A 20279-nucleotide genomic window follows, 5' to 3' on the forward strand; every position below is an offset into this window, starting at 1 on the left:
ATGTTAGAGAAAATGGGTAAAGCGGCGCGTACTGCGTCATGGCAACTGGCTCAACTAAATACAAAACAAAAAAATACAGCACTTGAGCAAATTGCGGATCTGTTAGAACAAGAAAGTGCGGTGATCCTAGCGGCTAACCAACAAGATATGGCTCAAGCTAAACAAAGTGGCATGAGTGAGGCTTTACAAGACCGTTTACTGTTAACTGAAGCTCGTCTAAAAAACATTGCTGATGATGTCAGAAAAGTGTGCCAATTAGCCGATCCGGTTGGTCAGGTATTGGATGGTAGCGAGCTTGATAGTGGCTTGAGTTTACAACGTCGTCGTGTACCTCTTGGGGTTATTGGCGTGATTTATGAGGCGCGTCCTAATGTCACTGTCGATGTGGCATCCTTATGCTTAAAAACGGGTAATGCCGTGATCCTCAGAGGCGGTAAAGAAACACATAATACCAATCTTGCCGTGGTAAATGTTATTCAGCAAGCATTAAAAAACAGTGGGTTACCTGCTGATGCAGTTCAGGCAATCAATAATCCAGATCGTGAGTTAGTCACACAGTTGCTCAAACTGGATCGTTATGTTGATATGCTTATTCCGCGTGGGGGCGCTGGTTTACATAAACTGTGCCGTGAACAATCGACTATTCCTGTAATCACAGGAGGAATCGGTGTTTGTCATACCTTTGTGGATGAATCTATTGATTTTGATAAAGCACTCAGTGTGATTACCAATGCAAAAGTTCAGCGTCCAAGCGCATGTAACTCGCTTGAAACGCTTTTAGTGCATGAAAACATTGCTGCAGATTTCTTACCTCGCTTGAGTGAAAAAATGGCACAACAGAAAGTGACGTTACATGCGAGCGAGAAAGCCATGCCATTTCTTGAAAAAGGTGCAGCAAAAGTTGTGCCTGTAAAAGCTGAAGAATTGGTTGATGAATGGCTGTCACTGGATCTGAATGTAGAAATTGTTTCAGGTATCGATGAAGCAATTGATCATATTCGCCAATATGGTACTGCGCATTCAGATGCAATTTTGACAGAGTCTATTTCTCTAGCAGACGATTTTGTTAAACGTGTGGATTCAGCGGCAGTGTATGTCAATGCGAGCACTCGCTTTACTGATGGCGGTCAATTTGGATTGGGCGCGGAAGTAGCAGTAAGTACTCAAAAATTACATTCTCGCGGACCGATGGGTCTGGATGCACTGACTACCTATAAATGGATTGGTTATGGCGATTTTTTAAGTCGACCTTAATTGAGACATAATAATTGTAAGCCACACAGTGTTGTGGCTTTATTTTTTATATTGTTTGCCATTTTGGCTTACCTTCAAGAAGCATGAGTGCAGCTAATTTATAATAGTAATCATGATAATGGGATGATATCGATGTTTTACATTATTGGTCCAAGAGGCTCGGGAAAAACAACAATTGGTAAAAGACTCGCAGAAAAAACGGGATACCAATTTATTGATACAGACAAATGTATTGTCGAACAAGCGGGAATGAGTATTGCTGAAATTGTTGAACAGCACGGATGGGATTATTTTCGCCATCTTGAAAGCGATGTTTTGAAATCAATTCAATCTCAAGATGCGATTGTTTCTACAGGTGGCGGAATTATTTTGGCTCCTGAAAACCAGCAAGTGATGCGTGATAATGGTGTCGTTATTTATTTGCATTCGACGCCAGAGATTCTCGCTAAGCGACTCGCAGCTGAACCGCAAGCTGAGCAGCGACCAAGCTTAACGGGGAAATCATTGCTTGAAGAAATTGCAGAAGTCATGGAGCAGAGGGATCCCATTTATCTATCAACAGCCCATCACGTTATTGATGCCAATCAGTCTATTGATGCTATTATTAGCCAGATCGCAAATTTGACATAATTATTGGCTATATCGAGCGCTTTAGGAATAAACCGCTTAATGCTACGGAATGACCGCGACATAATTATTGCAGTATCTAATTGTTAGTTAATAAATAAAACAATCACCATAATAAAGAGAATCATTATGTTGGCAAAAATAATTAAAAAAGTACTTCGATTTTTATTTCGCGTCGAAGTTATTGGCGATGCGAAAGAATTCAATCAAGACAAATGCATAATTACGCCTAACCATGTTTCTTTCCTTGATGGTGTGTTAATTGCACTATTTTGCCGGTGAAGCCCGTCTTTGCTATGTACAGCACGGTGGCAACACCAAAAATGATCAAGCGGCTCAAGCCTTATGCGGATGTTGTGGCTCTCGATCCTAAAAACCCTTTAGGTTTAAGGCACCTTGTCAGAGAAGTTGATAAAGGGCGTCCGATCGTCATTTTCCCTGAAGGGAGAATATCTGTTCATGGCTCATTAATGAAAATTTATGAAGGGGCTGCCTTTATTGCGGCTAAGTCTGGCGCAAAAGTTGTCCCTATCCGAATTGATGGTCCAGAACGTAGCCACTTAGGTCGTCTGAAAGGCATTATGCCATTAAAGTGGTTTCCCAAAATCACACTGCATATTCTACCTGCTGAATCTATTCCTATGCCGGAAGCTCCTCGTGCGGTAGAGCGTCGTGCTTTAGCGGGTGAGCATCTGTATCAAATCATGAAATCAGCGCGTATGGCATCCCGTCAACCAATGACATTGGTGGAAGCGTTCCTTGATAGTATCGAACGTTATGGTCGTCGTTCCCCTTGCATTGAAGATATCTCATTTAAAGAAGATACCTACCAAGGGCTACTAAAAAAATCCCTAGGCGTCGGGCGGATTATCGAGCGTTATACTCATGAAAATGAGCGAATTGGCATTTTATTACCGAACACAACAGTAACCGCTGCGGCTATTTTCGGTGCGTTAATGCGAGGTCGTGTTCCTGCAATGCTGAACTATACAGCGGGTAGCCATGGAATTAGCAATGCACTTAAAGCATCAACAGCAAAAGTAGTCTTTACCTCCAGACAATTTCTCGAAAAAGGTAAATTAACCCATATTCCTGAACAAGTTCCTGAAGCAACGTGGATTTATCTTGAGGATTTAAAAGATACCGTTACTTTCCAAGATAAATTATGGATTGTGAAACACTTATTCTCCCCGCGTAAGGCGATTGTTCCTCGTAATATCGATGATGAGGCTATTGTATTATTTACTTCTGGCTCTGAAGGAACGCCTAAAGGTGTGGTGCATAGTCATGGCAGCTTAATGGCAAACGTCGAGCAAATTAAAACTATTGCTGATTTTACTCCGCGCGACCGCTTTATGTCCTCATTACCCCTATTTCATGCATTTGGTCTAACGGTAGGGCTGTTTATTCCTCTATTTTCGGGGAGTCGTGTATTCCTATATCCAAGCCCTCTGCATTATCGAATTATTCCTGAATTGGTTTATGACCGAAATTGTACCGTGTTATTTGGAACATCAACATTCTTAGGTAATTATGCGCGATTTGCGCATCCATATGATTTTGCTCGGGTTCGCTATGTAGTTGCTGGAGCGGAAAAGCTATCAGATAAAACTAAGAAGATTTGGTATGAAAAATTTGGTATTCGAATTCTTGAAGGTTATGGCGTTACTGAATGTGCGCCAATCGTGTCTATCAATGTACCAATGGCTGCAAAAGAGGGGTCTGTAGGACAAATTTTACCGTGTATGGAAGCGCGTCTGATTCCGCTGCCGGGGATTGAGCACGGAGGGAAATTACAGCTGAAAGGCCCGAATATTATGAAAGGGTATTTGCGTGTAGAAGCCCCTGGTATCCTTGAAGTACCTAAAGCAGAAAATGCTCAAGGAGAAATCGAAGACGGTTGGTATGACACTGGGGATATCGTCGAACTTGATAATAAAAACTTCTGTACGATTAAAGGGCGCGTGAAACGTTTTGCTAAATTAGCGGGTGAAATGGTTTCTCTGGAAAGTATTGAACAAATGGTGACTGAAGTTTCTCCGCAAAGTGACCATGGTGTGGTCACCAAACCAGACAGTAGTAAAGGTGAAGCACTGGTGCTATTCACTACGGATAAAGAACTGGATCGTAGTACGCTTTCTGCGGCAGCAAAAGCAAAAGGTTTAACGGAACTGGCTGTTCCTCGAGATATTCGTTGGGTGAAAGAATTGCCCGTGCTAGGAAGCGGTAAAACAGACTTTGTTACTCTGAAACAAATGGCATTGAAAGGGGATTAGTATGCAGGATAGCGCACCGAATACGCCATTAATGAGTACTGGAATGAAAGCTGTCTTGGCATCCCAATTCCTGTCTGCATTTGCTGATAATGCTTTACTTTTTGCAATATTAGCCCAGCTAAAAGCGGAGTTTTATCCAGAATGGAGCCACCCAATTCTGCAAATGGTATTTGTATTTACCTATATTATTTTGGCCCCTTTTGTGGGGCAAATCGCTGATCGATTCTCCAAAGGTCGCGTAATGCTGTTTTCCAATGTATTTAAATTTATTGGCGCGCTCGGGATCTGTTTAGGGCTTAATCCATTCTTATGTTATGGGTTAGTCGGCATTGGTGCTGCATCTTATTCACCTGCAAAATACGGAATTTTAGGTGAGCTTACGGGGGGAGAAAACCTTGTTAAAGCGAACGGATTAATGGAGGCCTCGACGATTGCAGCGATTTTAGTAGGATCCGTAGTTGGGGGGATGCTGTCGGATATCAACTTATTATTAGCACTTGGTACTTGTACTGTGTTGTATGCGTTGGCGGTTGGCGTAAACTTCTTTATTCCGCATCTTGTGGCGGCAAGGCCTGCAAAAGGTTGGAATTTTAAATTATTACTTAGTGATTTTTTCACCGCTTGCCGAGTTTTATGGGCAAATCAAGAAAGCCGATTCTCTTTAGTGGGAACGAGTATGTTTTGGGGAGCAGGGGTCACATTACGCTTTTTATTAGTGGCATGGGTACCCGTAGCGCTCGGTTTACAAGATAATACAACGCCAACTATTTTGAATGCGATGGTGGCTGTGGGGATTGTTGTTGGTGCTGGTTTAGCCGCCAAATTTATCACTTTAAAAACGGTATATCGTTGTATTCCTGCGGGTATTGTTATTGGGGTGATGGTGGTATTACTCTCATTACAAACTAATATTATTCCATCTTATTTTATCCTGATGGTGTTAGGGATTTTTGGGGGCTTATTTGTTGTGCCACTGAATGCTCTTTTACAGGAAAAAGGTAAAGAAACCGTTGGTGCAGGGAACGCAATAGCTGTGCAAAACCTTGGCGAAAATAGTGCAATGTTATTAATGCTAGGGTTATATTCACTCGCTATTAAGGTCGGATTCTCTGTAGTCGGCGTAGGCATTGGTTTTGGTGTGGTATTCGCAATAGGTATTGCGGGATTATGGATTTGGGATCGCGCTCGTAAGAAAACAGTATAATGGTGAATAACCAAATGATAGATGAGAAACAGCTCGAAATATTAAGTATTCAGCTAGGTGAATATTTACTAAAACAAGGTAAAACAGTGACAGCGGCGGAATCCTGCACAGGTGGTTGGATTGCGAAAGTTCTGACTGATATTTCTGGTAGCTCAGCTTATTTTTACCGTGGTTTTGTGACTTACAGTAATGAAGCTAAACATCAAATGATTGGTGTTAAAGAATCTTCATTAAACACATTTGGTGCGGTGAGTCAGCAAGTCGTTCAGGAAATGGCATTAGGGGCCCTCAGTGAGGCTAATGCAGATTTTGCTATGTCAGTCAGTGGCATTGCAGGTCCTGGCGGCGGAAGTGATGAAAAACCTGTGGGTACAGTATGGTTTGGTTTTGCTTTAAAACGGGATGATAATTCTGTCGATGTGGTCACAAGCCACCAAGTATTTGGCGGTGATAGAAATCAAGTTCGTCTACAATCAACGGGTTATGCACTTCAAATGCTTTTGCAGCTAATAACTGAAAAATTCTCTTGATACTGTATGATTATACAGTATACTTGATTTCAACAAATCGAATTCAATCGTTTTATTTGCAATGGTCAAGGCCATTGCCTGAAGGAGTCAACATGGCTATTGATGAAAACAAACAAAAAGCGCTTGCAGCGGCACTCGGTCAAATTGAAAAGCAGTTTGGTAAAGGCTCCATTATGCGTCTTGGTGAAGACCGTACTATGGACGTTGAAACTATCTCAACGGGATCTTTATCTCTTGACGTCGCTTTGGGTGCTGGTGGCTTGCCATTAGGACGTATTGTTGAAATCTACGGTCCTGAATCCTCAGGTAAAACTACACTGACTTTACAAGTGATCGCTTCCGCACAACGCAGCGGTAAAACATGTGCGTTTATTGATGCAGAACATGCCCTTGATCCTGTTTATGCTAAAAAGCTTGGTGTAGATATTGATAACCTGCTGTGTTCTCAGCCAGATACTGGTGAACAAGCATTAGAAATCTGTGACGCACTGACTCGCTCTGGTGCTGTTGATGTTATCATTGTTGACTCAGTTGCAGCTTTAACACCTAAAGCTGAAATTGAAGGTGAAATCGGTGATTCTCATATGGGTCTAGCGGCTCGTATGATGAGCCAAGCAATGCGTAAGCTTGCTGGTAACCTGAAAAACTCAAATACCTTACTGATCTTTATCAACCAAATTCGTATGAAAATTGGTGTGATGTTTGGTAACCCAGAGACTACCACTGGTGGTAACGCACTGAAGTTTTACGCTTCTGTTCGCTTAGATATTCGCCGTATTGGTGCAGTTAAAAACGGTGAAGAAATTGTTGGTAGTGAAACTCGCGTTAAAGTCGTGAAAAACAAAGTTGCTGCGCCATTTAAACAAGCTGAATTCCAAATTCTTTATGGCGAAGGCATCAATACCTTTGGTGAGTTAATCGATCTTGGTGTTAAACACAAGCTTATTGAGAAAGCCGGTGCTTGGTATAGCTACAATGGCGACAAGATTGGTCAAGGTAAAGCTAATTCAACGACCTATTTGAAAGAGCATCCAGATGTTGCCAAAGAAATTGATACAAAGCTGCGTGAAATGTTATTGAGCCATACTGGTGAACTTAGCAATACAACAACAGACTTCGTCAGTGATTCTGATGTAGAGGAAACGCCTGAGGAATTTTAATCTTCAGTTAGTTTCTTGAAAGTAAAGAGAAATATAAGCGTCATTCTGTATGGGATGGCGTTTTTTTATTTTTAGCTATCATAATAATAGTTTCTTGAACAGTTTTTTTGTGGAAAAATACCCTAGAGAGAAGTATAAACATACTTTCAGAAAATATTCAGACGCTTTACAATGAAAGCCACGAATGGATGTATCTATATTTTACTTCTACACAAAGAGACTTTATCTTATCAGTCACTTTTTAATCGGAGAGTTGATTAGAGGTGATGTTACATTCCATCTCAACAATTCGTAATTCTGTTTCCAGCTTGATATCGGGATAAATATGAGTAAAAGCACCGCTGAGATCCGTCAAGCGTTTCTCGACTTTTTCCATACGAAAGGTCATCAGGTGGTAGCCAGCAGTTCGCTAGTACCAAACAATGACCCAACACTATTGTTCACTAACGCAGGGATGAACCAGTTCAAAGATGTATTTCTTGGTCTGGATAAAAGAGCATATTCCCGAGCGACAACCGCACAACGTTGTGTGCGTGCAGGTGGTAAACATAACGACTTAGAAAATGTGGGTTATACAGCACGTCACCACACATTCTTTGAAATGTTAGGTAACTTTAGCTTCGGTGATTATTTTAAACACGATGCTATTCGATTTGCTTGGGAATTATTAACTAGCGAACAATGGTTTAACCTACCAAAAGAAAGACTGTGGGTAACTGTATACGCCACTGATGATGAAGCTTATGACATTTGGAACAAAGAGATCGGCGTTCCAGCAGAGCGTATCATTCGTATTGGTGATAACAAAGGGGCTCCTTACGCATCTGATAACTTCTGGCAGATGGGGGATACAGGTCCTTGTGGTCCATGCACCGAAATTTTTTATGATCATGGGGATCATATCTGGGGAGGACCTCCAGGAACACCAGAAGAAGATGGCGACCGCTATATTGAAATCTGGAACCTTGTTTTCATGCAATTCAACCGTCAATCCGACGGGACTATGGAACCGTTACCAAAACCATCTGTAGATACAGGAATGGGTCTGGAGCGTATTTCTGCGGTTCTACAACATGTCAATTCTAACTATGACATCGACATTTTCCGTGAACTGATTGCAGCAGCAGCAGAAGCAACTGGCGCGACCGACTTATCTAACAAGTCTCTACGTGTTATCGCTGACCATATTCGCTCATGTGCTTTCTTAATTAGTGATGGTGTAATTCCATCAAATGAAGGCCGTGGTTATGTATTACGCCGCATTATCCGTCGTGCTGTACGGCACGGTTATATGCTGGGTGCTAAAGATACATTCTTCTACAAATTAGTTCCTACTTTAATCAAAGTGATGGGTACCGCGGCAGATGAATTGCAGCGCCAGCAAGCGATAGTTGAGAAAGTTCTAAAAACTGAAGAAGAGCAATTTGCGCGTACTTTAGAGCGCGGCTTACAATTATTAGATGACGAGCTGGCATTACTGAAGGGTGACACTCTAGAAGGCGAAACTGCTTTCCGCTTATATGATACCTACGGATTCCCACTGGATTTAACTGCTGACGTTTGTCGTGAGCGTAATATCAAAGTGGATGAAGAAGGCTTTGAGCGTGCAATGGAAGACCAACGTCGCCGTGCGAGAGAATCCAGTGGTTTTGGCGCTGACTATAATGCCCTGATCAAAGTTGATAAGCGTAGCGAGTTCTCTGGCTATCAACATGATGAACAGCAAGCGACTATCACTGCACTGTATAAAGATGGCCAACCTGTTGACGCACTAAGCGTGGGTGAAGAAGGGCTAGTTATTCTTGATAAAACTGCATTCTATGCAGAGTCAGGCGGTCAAGTTGGTGATACAGGTGTGCTAACGAATGAAAGTGGAAACTTTGTCGTTTTGGATACTCAAAAGTATGGTCAAGCAATTGGTCATGTTGGCAAAGTGGAATCAGGTTCTTTGGTTGTTAACCACCGTATCTCAGCGAGAGTTAATAGCGAAAGACGTAATGCTATTCGTCTGAATCACTCAGCCACGCACTTATTACATGCGGCGCTACGCCAAGTACTTGGTGAGCATGTTTCTCAGAAAGGCTCATTGGTTAATGACAAATATCTACGTTTTGACTTCTCTCATTTTGAAGCCCTGACACAGCAGCAGCTGCGCCAAGTCGAAGATATTGTGAACGCACAAATTCGCCAAAACTCAGAAATTGAAACTGAATTGATGGATTTAGAGGGCGCGAAAGCGAAAGGTGCTATGGCATTATTCGGTGAAAAATATGAAGAGCGCGTACGTGTTCTGAGTATGGGGGATTTCTCCATCGAATTATGTGGTGGTACTCACGCTAGCCGTACTGGAGATATCGGTTTATTCAGTATTCTAAGTGAGTCAGGCACTGCTGCCGGCGTTCGCAGAATTGAAGCGACAACAGGTGCAACGGCAATTGAGCATCTTCATGCTCAATCTGAGCAACTTTCTGCAATTGCCCATTTATTAAAGGGTGATGCGAATAGCCTTGTAGAGAAAGTAAAAGCAGCATTGGATAAATCGCGTAATCTTGAAAAAGAGATTCTGCAATTGAAAGATCAGCAAGCTTCTCAAGAGAGTGCATCATTGGGTAGCAAAGCAAAAGATGTCAAGGGTATCAAGCTATTAGTTAGCCAATTAAATGATACAGATCCTAAATTATTGAGAACCATGGTTGATGATTTAAAAAATCAGCTGAAGTCCGCGATTATCGTGCTTTCAACCACGAGTGGTGATAAAGTCAGTATAATTGTTGGTGTGACTAATGATTTGACTGCTAAAATTAAAGCAGGTGATTTAGTATCTTATGTTGCTCAGCAAGTAGGCGGTAAAGGCGGCGGGCGACCTGATATGGCAATGGCTGGCGGTAGTGATGTAAAAGCATTACCTACAGCGATGGCAAGTGTTGAACAATGGGTTGATTCGAAACTGTAAGCGCTTATTGAGGTTGCCTTGCTTGATGTGAGGCAACTTTAATCTGTTGCAACATTGTTAATATGTTGCCGGTAGTGTTATATTTTGCTTGTAAATAACTAGAATTATTGCCTTGATGGCATCAATGCTTTAGGTGAATATCATTGCTTTACGTTTTCACGGTGTGTGATGGACAATAGCGGGGGATACCTAGAGACCCGACTCTTTTAATATTTCAAGGAGCAAAGAATGCTTATTCTGACTCGTCGAGTTGGTGAAACACTCATGATAGGCGATGAGGTAACAGTGACTGTATTGGGAGTAAAAGGCAACCAAGTTCGTATTGGTGTTAATGCCCCAAAAGAGGTTTCTGTTCACCGTGAAGAAATTTATCAACGGATCCAGGCCGAAAAGACTCAACCAGACAATCAATAATAATGAATAAGCGTCCAGTGAGTGATCACACAGCAATAATGGGCGCTTGTCTTCTATTCCCCTTTAAAAACCTCGAAAATTTCTTATTCCTATCTGTTTAATTAAGAATAATGGTACTAAAGGTACGTTCCTTTTCTCATTTGTTATTTTTATTCTGTATTATTTTTCTACAGTTAACCAATATGTTATGGTTTTGAAGTCAATATTACCCATTTTTTTGATGCAACTTTGGTTGATAAAATTCTTTAGGAAAGCACAGAAATATGGCTTTTTCGGTGTTAAACTAATCATCTTGCTTGTGAAATGTGCAAACGAACGCCAGAATGCAAAAAGTTTGGAAAAATTGTTTGACTTCTAAGGCTAGGAAAGTAATATGTGCGCCACACAGAGACGAGATGTTTGAAAAAACAAATCATGTGTAACTAAAATATGGTGAGGTGGCCGAGAGGCTGAAGGCGCTCCCCTGCTAAGGGAGTATGCGGTCAAAAGCTGCATCGAGGGTTCGAATCCCTCCCTCACCGCCATTTTAGGCTCTGCATCCGTAGCTCAGCTGGATAGAGTACTCGGCTACGAACCGAGCGGTCGGAGGTTCGAATCCTCCCGGATGCACCATTTTAAGTCCTATGAGTTAGACTGATAGGGTGATGTTTTAGTTTAGCAGGCTAAAACGAAGCAGTAGTTTTAGCTTGATGTTGAAGTAGATTTTGATAAGCAGTATTGAGAGAGAAGTACGATTGCACGAAAATGCATCCGTAGCTCAGCTGGATAGAGTACTCGGCTACGAACCGAGCGGTCGGAGGTTCGAATCCTCCCGGATGCACCATCTCTTAAACTCTTCTGTAAAGTATCAATAATCCCTTTTAATAATATTCAAACTGATAAATTACTGATTGCTGTAAATGCAATTGTCGATTGATAATCGAAGAATTTTGCATCCGTAGCTCAGCTGGATAGAGTACTCGGCTACGAACCGAGCGGTCGGAGGTTCGAATCCTCCCGGATGCACCATCATTAAGAAACTCCTCAATTTGAGGAGTTTTTTTTTGCCTAAAATTAGTCTTCTCTATTCAATTCTAAGTAGAATCATTCATTTCATAACTCTCTAAACCACACATCTAGACAGCGACAATTTCTGTGATTTAAGCTAAAGTAACCTCCTTAATAAAATAAATCTAAATCACAGGCGGGAGGTCAATTTGATCCCGGACGTATCAAAAGCGCTCTCTTGGTTAGAGGCGCACCCGGAAATTCTCAATGGTATTCAACGCGGTATTGAGCGTGAAACATTGCGTGTCACACCTCAAGGCGCAATTGCTGAGACTTTACATTCAGATGAGTTAGGTAAGGCACTGACGCATAAATGGATCACTACCGATTTTGCTGAGTCTTTACTCGAATTTATTACACCTGTAGATAAAAGTATCAGCCATAATTTGGCTTTTCTCAGGGACTTGCACCGATATACCGCTCGTCATTTACATGATGAAAGAATGTGGCCGTTGAGTATGCCTTGCTTTATTGAGGGTGAAGATAAAATCACTCTGGCACAGTACGGCACTTCTAATGTTGGCCAATTTAAAACTTTATACCGTGAGGGTTTAAAAAACCGCTATGGTGCTTTAATGCAAACCATCGCAGGGGTGCATTATAACTTTTCATTCCCGATTGAATTTTGGCAAGCTTGGGCTGGAGTGGAAGATGAACAAAGTGGTAAAGAAAAGATTTCTGAAGGCTATTTACGTCTGATCCGAAATTATTACCGTTTTGGCTGGGTGATCCCATATCTATTTGGAGCTTCCCCTGCAATCTGTGGTTCATTCCTGAAAGATAGGGAAACGTCACTCGATTTTAATAAAACTGAGTGTGGTACTTACTATTTACCTTACGCTACATCTTTAAGAATGAGTGACTTGGGATATACCAATAAATCACAGAGTGATTTAAATATTACGTTTAATCACCTAGATGAATATGTTGAAAACCTCAAGAAAGCTATCCATAAACCTTCAGCTGAGTTTGAAAAGCTAGGTGTTAAAAAAGATGGTAAATACATTCAGTTAAACACTAATGTGCTGCAAATCGAAAATGAACTGTATGCACCAATTCGTCCTAAACGTGTCCCGAAAGGTAATGAATCACCTTCTGATGCGTTACTGCGTGGTGGTATTGAGTATATTGAGGTTCGCTCTCTTGATATCAATCCATTTAGTCCTATTGGCGTTAATGAAACCCAAGCTCGTTTTGTGGACTTATTCTTAATCTGGTGTGTATTGGCAGATGCTCCTGAGATGAATAGTCAAGAGTTAGATTGTTGCCGTAAAAACTGGAATCGCGTGATCTTGGAAGGACGTAAGCCCGGACAAGTGATCGGTTTTGGTTGTGGTAGTGAGCAAAAGCCTCTTGTTGAAGTTGGGCAAACACTATTTAACGACCTGATCCGTGTTGCTGAAGTACTTGATACTTGTTGTGATGCCAAATACAAAGAAGTTTGTCATCAATTTGTGGCTATGTTTGAAGATCCGACCTTAACTTACTCTGCTCTTGTCATGGATGAGATGTTAGAGAAAGGTATTGGAGGTTATGGTCTTGAACTGGCTGAAAAATATTATCAGCAATTGATCAATGAGCCTTATGAAGTGATCACTGAAGAGCAATTTGAGCAAGCTCGTTTGGCTTCAATAGAGAAACAGAAATTGATGGAACAGGATAAAAGCGAGAGCTTTGAAGAGTATTTACGGATTCACGCAGGACGCTAAAAGAAGTGGCCACATTAAGTGGCCAAATAAAAAATCTCTTAGAGAATTAGGGATGATAACAATTTGCGCGTCTTTCATATATTCAGACTCTGCGTTTTTAGATTAGTTTCATTTTCTTCATAAATATTTTTTAGGAGGTCATGAAATGCCATTATTAGACAGTTTTACTGTAGATCACACGCGTATGGCAGCTCCTGCTGTTCGTATAGCAAAAACAATGAAAACACCAAGTGGTGATACAATCACTGTTTTTGATTTACGCTTCACAGTTCCAAATAAAGAAGCAATGACAGAAAAAGGCACGCATACCCTTGAGCACCTCTTTGCTGGATTTATGCGAGATCATCTGAATGGAGATGGTGTAGAAATCATTGATATTTCCCCTATGGGGTGTCGAACCGGTTTTTATATGAGTTTGATTGGTCAGCCAGATGAGGCACGTGTGGCAACAGCATGGAAGGCTTCGATGGAGGATGTGTTAAATGTCCAAGATCAAAATAAGATCCCTGAGCTCAATGTTTATCAGTGTGGAACTTATATGATGCACTCTTTAGAAGAAGCGCAGCAAATTGCTAGTCAGGTTCTTGCTAAAGAGATCGGTATCAACAAAAATGATGAGCTGGCTCTACCTGAAGAAAAATTAGCTCAATTACATATTTAGTGGGTTATGCCTTAATTTAAAAAGCCTTAAAATCATGCATACAGGCTGATTTTAAGGCTTTTTTGTTTTATAACTGACTAGAATTCAGGTTCTTGAGAATCAAAAGCTAAAGGGATAATTTTTACCTGTTTAATGGTATTGTCGTTCATCACTAAAACTTCGATGAGATAGCTCCCTATGGCTATTTGTTCTTTTGGTTGAGGGATATCCCCTAAAACCTCTAAAACCATCCCATTGACCGTTCTAGGACCATCTACAGGTAAGTTCCAATCGAAGGCTTTATTCAAATCTCGAATATTTGTTGTTCCATCAACCAATACGCTACCATCACTTTGTGGAATAACTTCTTCTGCTAGGGAAGGTGACATTGATGTGGTGAAATCGCCAACAATTTCTTCCAAAATATCTTCTACCGTGATTAAGCCTTGGATTTCGCCATATTCATCAACGATTATCCCCAATTTTTCTTTTTTATGTTGGAAGTTCACGAGTTGAATATTTAGGGGGGTGCTATCAGGAATGAAGTAGATATTATCGGCAGCTTTTATCAGATTTTGTTTGTTAAACTCCCGTTTTTCCATCATCAAACGATAGGCTTCACGCACTCGTAAAATACCAATAGAGTCATCCAAAGAATCTCGATACAGGACTATTCGACCATGAGGTGAGTGGGTTAGTTGCCTCACAATCGACTTCCAATCATCATTAACATCGATGCCGACAATTTCATTGCGTGGCAGCATAATGTCGCCAACCGTGACTTTGTCTAAATCGAGGATAGAAATCAACATATCTTGATTACGTCGGCTAAGTTTATTTTTAGATTCATTGACGATGGTGCGTAGCTCTTCTTTATTCACTGCATCGCTGCGTATAGTGGAAGGGCGGATCCCGCAGCAACGTAAAAACGAAGCTGAAATCGCATTGAATCCCAAAACAATAGGCATCATGATTTTTTGTAATGGATTTAATATTAGACTGCTCGGAAACGCAATTCGCTCAGGATAAAGTGCTGCAAGCGTTTTAGGCATGACTTCTGCGAATAATAGAATTACAAACGTTAGAATTCCCGTTGCTATTGCTACACCGGTATTGCCGTATAAGCGCATACCAATGATAGTCGCAAGGGCTGAGGCAATAATATTAATTAAGTTATTACCAATAAGTACTAAACTTAACAGTTTATCTGGATGCCTCAGTAATTTCTCAACACGCATAGCGGAACGATTACCTTGCTTCGCTAAATGTTTTAATCGATAACGGTTCAATGTCATCATACTGGTTTCTGATGCTGAAAAATAAGCAGACAAAAAGATTAAAACAATCAATATGATGATTAGAGTACCAGTGGATACATCATCCAAAACAAGGTTCCTTATAACAGGAGTTCAACGTTAACTTTCTGACTAAGAGACGGTCAGTTGTTGGACTAAACGATTACCGAAAAAAGCTAACGTGAGGATCAATGAGCCCCCTACGTGGAAAAATAACACGCGTTTTCCACGCCATCCGCCATGGAAGTGTCCCCATAGCAAAATAACGTAAACAAACCAAGCCACAACCGACAATATCGATTTATGGATATTTTCTTTATCAAAAATATTATCGATATAAATAAAACCGGTGCACAAAGTCAGCGTGAGTAAAATAACCCCCACCTGAGTAACGTGAAACATTTTGCGCTCAATGACCATCATTGGTGGCATATCAGGGCTAAACTTCAGAATTTTATTCTTTAGCTGATAATCGATAATCGCCACTTGAAACGCATATAATGCCGCAATTAAGAGTGTTGCATAGCTTAAAAGTGCTAAACCAATATGAACAAATAACGGAGTACTGGCTTCCAAGTGAGTTATAAATTCACCCGGCATTGTCGTTGATAAAATGAGGTTAATAATCGCGAAGCTATAGACAATGGGCGTTAAATACCATGCTCGCCCTAAATACCCCACAACGGTCATGATTAAACACATCAATAAACTGACGGAAGAGCCGAGATTCAATAAAGTTAAGTTTTGCCCGCTCACTTCACTGAAAATTTGTAATTTCAGTGTAATTGCGTGAGTAATCATCGCGATGATGGCTAATAAAATAGCTAATCTGCGATAGATTGCTTGCTTACGCACTTGACTGGGAACGATCAGCAGCAGACTGACCATGTATGTACAAACTGCTATGACTGCAAATACGGGCATAGTATAGTGTCGTTATTCATTTTTAGTGGATAGATACTTTATAGTATAACTCGTGCGCGTGTAGGCTCCAACCATTGGTATGGCGAATCCCTTGATATTCTTTATCGATAGCTCATTAGAGTTAGGTAAACAAGGCAGCGAAAAAGCATCAGATATGATACACTCCTCAGCCAATATCAGCGTTGGATTGTGTCGTGGCTATTTTTATTTGCCCTTGAAATATATAGCGCGAGTAACCAAATAAGGCTACATATAGGCCCATAACAGAATTGAGCTAAGACATATGTTTGATAATTTAACTGACAGACTATCGCGCACTTTGCGCAATATCAGCGGACGTGGACGTCTGACTGATGACAACATTAAAGATACATTACGCGAAGTTCGCATGGCGTTACTGGAAGCTGACGTTGCATTGCCAGTTGTCCGTGAGTTTATTCAAAAAGTCAAAGAAAGCGCTGTTGGTCAAGATGTTAATAAAAGCCTAACACCGGGACAAGAGTTCATAAAGATTGTTCAAAATGAACTGACCCGTGCCATGGGTGAAGAAAACCATCAACTGAATTTGTCTGCTCAGCCACCTGCCGTGGTATTGATGGCTGGCTTGCAAGGTGCAGGTAAAACAACCAGCGTTGCTAAGCTGGGTAAACTGTTAAAAGAAAAGCAAAAGAAAAAAGTGCTTGTGGTCTCTGCCGACGTATACCGTCCTGCGGCGATTAAACAGTTAGAAACATTAGCAGAAGCGGTTAGTATCGATTTCTTCCCTTCTGATGCACAAGAAAAACCTGCATCTATTGTCCAGAAAGCGCTAAAACACGCACAACTTCAATTTTATGATGTTCTACTGGTGGATACTGCCGGTCGCTTGCACGTTGATGAAGTGATGATGGAAGAAATCCAAGAAATTCATCGCATTATTAACCCAGTAGAAACGCTGTTTGTCGTCGATGCAATGACGGGGCAAGATGCTGCAAATACAGCTAAAGCCTTTAACGAAGCCTTGCCATTAACGGGTATCGTATTAACGAAAGTTGATGGTGATGCACGTGGCGGTGCTGCGTTATCGATTCGTGCCATTACAGGTAAACCAATTAAATTCCTCGGGGTCGGTGAAAAAACGGATGCCCTTGAACCATTCCACCCTGAGCGTGTTGCATCACGTATCTTGGGAATGGGGGATGTATTATCCCTGATTGAGGAACTTGAGCACAAAGTTGATCGCGATGAAGCAGAAAAGCTAGCTAAGAAACTCAAAACAGGCGATACGTTCGACCTAAATGACTTCTTAAACCAGTTAAAGCAGATGCGTAATATGGGCGGAATGACCAGCATGTTAAGTAAAATGCCAGGCATGTCCCAGATACCAGATGCAGTTAAATCCCAGATGGATGATAAAATAACTATCCGTATGGAAGCCATGATCCAATCAATGACGCGTAAAGAACGTGAAAAGCCAGAAATTATTAAAGGCTCACGCAAACGCCGTATTGCTGCGGGTTCTGGGACTACAGTTCAAGAAGTTAATAAACTCTTGAAACAGTTTGATGATATGCAACGCATGATGAAAAAGATGAAAAAAGGCGGCTTAGCCAAAATGATGCGCGGCATGAAAGGTATGATGCCTCCGGGATTTCCGGGGCGTTAAGCAGTAAAGCTTGAAACTAAAATGCACTTTTGATTGATTTTTGCGTCAAAGTGAGTAAACTTTTCGGGCTTTTTATATAACAACCGGACTCTATCCCTCGATGGAGTCTGGTTGTTTTGTTAACTAATGAGGATGTTATGGTAACAATTCGTTTATCTCGTGGCGGCGCTAAAAAACGTCCGTTCTATCAAATCGTTGTAACCGATAGCCGCAATGCGCGTGACGGTCGTTTCATCGAGCGTATCGGCTTCTTTAACCCGATCGCTACTGGTCAAGCAGAAGAACTGCGTTTAGACCTAGACCGTATCGAACATTGGGTTGGCTTAGGCGCAACTGTTTCTGACCGTGTTGCACAACTGGTCAAACAAGCTAAGAAAGTAGCTTAATCTGTCACGGTGGTAACAATGAGCACGCAAACTAAACTTCAGCCCCCAGCAAACCCAATTGTTTTGGGCAAATTAGGAGCTGCATACGGTATTCGTGGTTGGCTCAAAGTTTTTTCGTCCACCGAACATGCTGAAAGTATTTTTGATTATCAGCCTTGGTTTATCCAACGTTCTGGTCAATGGCAACATATTGAAATAGAAGATTGGAAACATCACAACAAAGATATCATCGTCAAGCTGAAAGGGGTCGAAGACCGTGATGCAGCGACATTATTGACCAACTTTGAAATTGCGGTTGATTCAACCCAACTTCCTGAGTTGGAGAATAACGAATACTATTGGAAAGACCTTATGGGTTGCCACGTAGTAACGTTAGATGGTTATGACCTTGGTACCGTTGTTGACATGATGGAAACCGGATCGAATGACGTTCTGGTGATTAAGGCAAATCTGAAAGATGCATTTGGCATCAAGGAGCGGCTGGTTCCGTTTCTTGATGGGCAGGTTATCAAGAAAGTCGATCTCTCCGCCCAAGTTATTGAAGTGGAGTGGGATCCTGGTTTTTAAATCTCCGATTAACGGTTTTTATGAGTGGGATAAATCATGTGGATTGGTGTAATTAGCCTGTTTCCCGAAATGTTCCGCGCAATAACCGAGTACGGGGTAACTGGTCGGGCAGTGAAAAATGGCTTGCTGACTGTTGAGTGTTGGAATCCTAGAGATTTTACGCACGATAGACATAAAACAGTCGATGACCGCCCATATGGTGGTGGTCCAGGCATGCTGATGATGGTGCAACCGTTAAAGGATGCGATTCGTACAGCAAGAACTGAGGCCGGTGATGGTGCAAAGGTCATTTATCTGTCACCACAAGGTCGCAAACTCGGTCAAGATGGGGTTTGTGAGCTGGCAACCAATGAGAAGCTAATTCTTGTTTGTGGCCGCTATGAAGGTATTGATGAACGGATCATTCAAACCGAAGTTGATGAAGAATGGTCAATCGGTGATTACGTTCTCAGTGGTGGGGAGCTCCCCGCAATGGTGTTGATAGACTCAGTCTCTCGGTTTATTCCTGGAGTTCTGGGGCATCAAGCTTCAGCTCAAGAAGATTCTTTTGCAGATGGCTTGCTGGACTGTCCTCACTATACTCGACCTGAAGTGCTAGATGGCATGCAAGTTCCTGAGATTTTACTTTCAGGAAATCATGCCAAGATTGATAGCTGGCGCATGAAACAATCACTTGGTCGTACCTGGCTTAGAAGACCTGAGCTTCTAGAAAGCCTAGCTCTGACTGACGAGCAGAGGATGTTGCTAGCTGAATTCCAACGGGAATATCAGGCTGAGCAATCAATGAATCCAGACAATTAATTGTCTACATATATCAGTTTACCTAGGGTAAGAGAGTTATTATGAGCAACATTATTAAACAACTTGAACAAGAGCAGATGAAGCAGGACGTACCTTCATTCCGTCCAGGCGACAGCGTGGAAGTTAAGGTATGGGTCGTTGAAGGCTCTAAGAAACGTCTGCAGGCATTTGAGGGCGTGGTTATTGCTATTCGTAACCGCGGTCTGCACTCTGCATTCACTGTTCGTAAAATTTCTAACGGCGAAGGTGTTGAGCGTGTATTCCAAACTCATTCACCAGTCGTAGATAGCATTACTGTTAAACGTCGTGGTGCTGTTCGCCAAGCTAAACTGTACTACCTGCGTGAGCGTTCTGGTAAGGCTGCTCGTATTAAAGAGCGTCTGAACGTTAAGTAATACGCTTTCGCTACATCCGAAAGTTGAGGCCCGCTTATAGCGGGCCTTTTTTATATTCGTCATATATTCGTCATATTTCGCGCTGTGGCGGTGTTGGCTTCATTCAGCCACACAGGTCACATACTTATGTATGCTCCCTGTGCTGTCTTCATTTTGCCGCCTAGCCACAACTCGAACTATTTAGAATATATCACCCAATAAAATTATTTTTGTAAATATATGTTTACTAATTTATTCATTATATTCTCTTGGATATAAAACTTACCTCTAACTATTGTTTTAATTACTTTAAATTCAATTGGATATCATTATGTAATTTTTTATGTACATCAAATTGAGTTATTTTACAGTTTTGGATTGAAATCTTTACGATGCATGATATGTTATCTCTCACGCACCAAACACAAGATCGATAAATAACATCACTAATAAATAATAAGCTAAATAGGTAA

16 protein-coding genes, 4 tRNA genes and 1 pseudogene are annotated in these 20279 nt (G+C 41.4%); 19 read left to right on the forward strand and 2 right to left on the reverse strand.

Annotated elements, in window-relative coordinates; translation table 11 throughout:
• From proA to luxS, 14 genes and pseudogenes are all read left to right on the forward strand, one after another.
• Positions 1-1254, forward strand: a complete 1254-nt coding sequence (proA, locus tag EL244_RS04510; RefSeq protein WP_006815616.1) for a glutamate-5-semialdehyde dehydrogenase — start codon at positions 1-3, stop codon at positions 1252-1254.
• Positions 1255-1386: 132 nt separating this feature from the next.
• The gene (gene aroL / locus EL244_RS04515) at positions 1387-1884 is read left to right on the forward strand and encodes a shikimate kinase AroL (RefSeq protein WP_126459098.1); all 498 of its coding nucleotides are present in this window, start codon (positions 1387-1389) and stop codon (positions 1882-1884) included.
• Positions 1885-2010: 126 nt separating this feature from the next.
• Positions 2011-4157 (forward strand): annotated as a pseudogene (gene aas / locus EL244_RS04520) (bifunctional acyl-ACP--phospholipid O-acyltransferase/long-chain-fatty-acid--ACP ligase).
• Position 4158: 1 nt separating this feature from the next.
• A complete protein-coding gene (lplT, locus tag EL244_RS04525) occupies positions 4159-5361 on the forward strand; it encodes a lysophospholipid transporter LplT (RefSeq protein ID WP_126459101.1) in 1203 nt (400 codons plus the stop codon).
• A 14-nt stretch (positions 5362-5375) separates the two neighbouring features.
• Positions 5376-5891: a nicotinamide-nucleotide amidase gene (gene pncC, locus EL244_RS04530; protein ID WP_172597538.1), complete on the forward strand. Its 516-nt coding sequence runs from the start codon at positions 5376-5378 to the stop codon at positions 5889-5891.
• A gap of 92 nt (positions 5892-5983) precedes the next feature.
• Positions 5984-7051 carry a recombinase RecA gene (gene recA, locus EL244_RS04535; protein WP_006815611.1) on the forward strand — a complete coding sequence of 356 codons (1068 nt, stop codon included), beginning with the start codon at positions 5984-5986 and terminating at the stop codon, positions 7049-7051.
• A 325-nt stretch (positions 7052-7376) separates the two neighbouring features.
• Positions 7377-10004 carry an alanine--tRNA ligase gene (alaS, locus tag EL244_RS04540; protein WP_126459106.1) on the forward strand — a complete coding sequence of 876 codons (2628 nt, stop codon included), beginning with the start codon at positions 7377-7379 and terminating at the stop codon, positions 10002-10004.
• A gap of 228 nt (positions 10005-10232) precedes the next feature.
• A complete protein-coding gene (gene csrA / locus EL244_RS04545; protein WP_004264815.1) occupies positions 10233-10418 on the forward strand; it encodes a carbon storage regulator CsrA in 186 nt (61 codons plus the stop codon).
• 431 nt (positions 10419-10849) lie between these two features.
• A tRNA-Ser gene (locus EL244_RS04550) sits at positions 10850-10942 on the forward strand.
• Positions 10943-10953: 11 nt separating this feature from the next.
• A tRNA-Arg gene (locus EL244_RS04555) sits at positions 10954-11030 on the forward strand.
• A 134-nt stretch (positions 11031-11164) separates the two neighbouring features.
• Positions 11165-11241, forward strand: a tRNA-Arg gene (locus EL244_RS04560).
• Positions 11242-11349: 108 nt separating this feature from the next.
• Positions 11350-11426 (forward strand) — tRNA-Arg (locus tag EL244_RS04565).
• Positions 11427-11614: 188 nt separating this feature from the next.
• On the forward strand, positions 11615-13174 hold the full coding sequence (gshA, locus tag EL244_RS04570; protein WP_006815608.1) for a glutamate--cysteine ligase: 1560 nt from the start codon (positions 11615-11617) through the stop codon (positions 13172-13174).
• A 145-nt stretch (positions 13175-13319) separates the two neighbouring features.
• Complete coding sequence (gene luxS, locus EL244_RS04575; RefSeq protein WP_006815607.1) at positions 13320-13835, forward strand: S-ribosylhomocysteine lyase; 516 nt, start codon at positions 13320-13322, stop codon at positions 13833-13835.
• A 77-nt stretch (positions 13836-13912) separates the two neighbouring features.
• Here the strand turns inward: luxS and EL244_RS04580 are convergent, their stop codons facing one another.
• Both EL244_RS04580 and EL244_RS04585 read right to left on the reverse strand, forming a co-directional pair.
• The gene (locus tag EL244_RS04580; RefSeq protein WP_126459108.1) at positions 13913-15199 is read right to left on the reverse strand and encodes a CNNM domain-containing protein; all 1287 of its coding nucleotides are present in this window, start codon (positions 15197-15199) and stop codon (positions 13913-13915) included.
• Between the two features lie 42 nt (positions 15200-15241).
• Positions 15242-16033: a cytochrome C assembly family protein gene (locus tag EL244_RS04585; protein ID WP_006815605.1), complete on the reverse strand. Its 792-nt coding sequence runs from the start codon at positions 16031-16033 to the stop codon at positions 15242-15244.
• Positions 16034-16316: 283 nt separating this feature from the next.
• On the opposite strand from EL244_RS04585, the gene ffh reads away from it, so the two are divergent.
• The 5 genes from ffh to rplS all read left to right on the forward strand — a co-directional run bounded on the left by ffh (position 16317) and on the right by rplS (position 19827).
• Positions 16317-17678, forward strand: a complete 1362-nt coding sequence (ffh, locus tag EL244_RS04590) for a signal recognition particle protein (protein ID WP_006815603.1) — start codon at positions 16317-16319, stop codon at positions 17676-17678.
• 137 nt (positions 17679-17815) lie between these two features.
• Positions 17816-18064 (forward strand): 30S ribosomal protein S16, encoded by a 249-nt coding sequence (rpsP, locus tag EL244_RS04595; RefSeq protein ID WP_006815602.1) that lies wholly within the window; start codon positions 17816-17818, stop codon positions 18062-18064.
• Positions 18065-18082: 18 nt separating this feature from the next.
• A complete protein-coding gene (gene rimM, locus EL244_RS04600; RefSeq protein WP_006815601.1) occupies positions 18083-18631 on the forward strand; it encodes a ribosome maturation factor RimM in 549 nt (182 codons plus the stop codon).
• Between the two features lie 36 nt (positions 18632-18667).
• On the forward strand, positions 18668-19432 hold the full coding sequence (gene trmD, locus EL244_RS04605; protein WP_006815600.1) for a tRNA (guanosine(37)-N1)-methyltransferase TrmD: 765 nt from the start codon (positions 18668-18670) through the stop codon (positions 19430-19432).
• Positions 19433-19473: 41 nt separating this feature from the next.
• On the forward strand, positions 19474-19827 hold the full coding sequence (rplS, locus tag EL244_RS04610; protein ID WP_006815599.1) for a 50S ribosomal protein L19: 354 nt from the start codon (positions 19474-19476) through the stop codon (positions 19825-19827).
• Positions 19828-20279 lie beyond the last annotated feature (452 nt).

It is taken from the genome of Providencia rustigianii (assembly GCF_900637755.1).
GTDB classification, from domain to species: domain Bacteria; phylum Pseudomonadota; class Gammaproteobacteria; order Enterobacterales; family Enterobacteriaceae; genus Providencia; species Providencia rustigianii.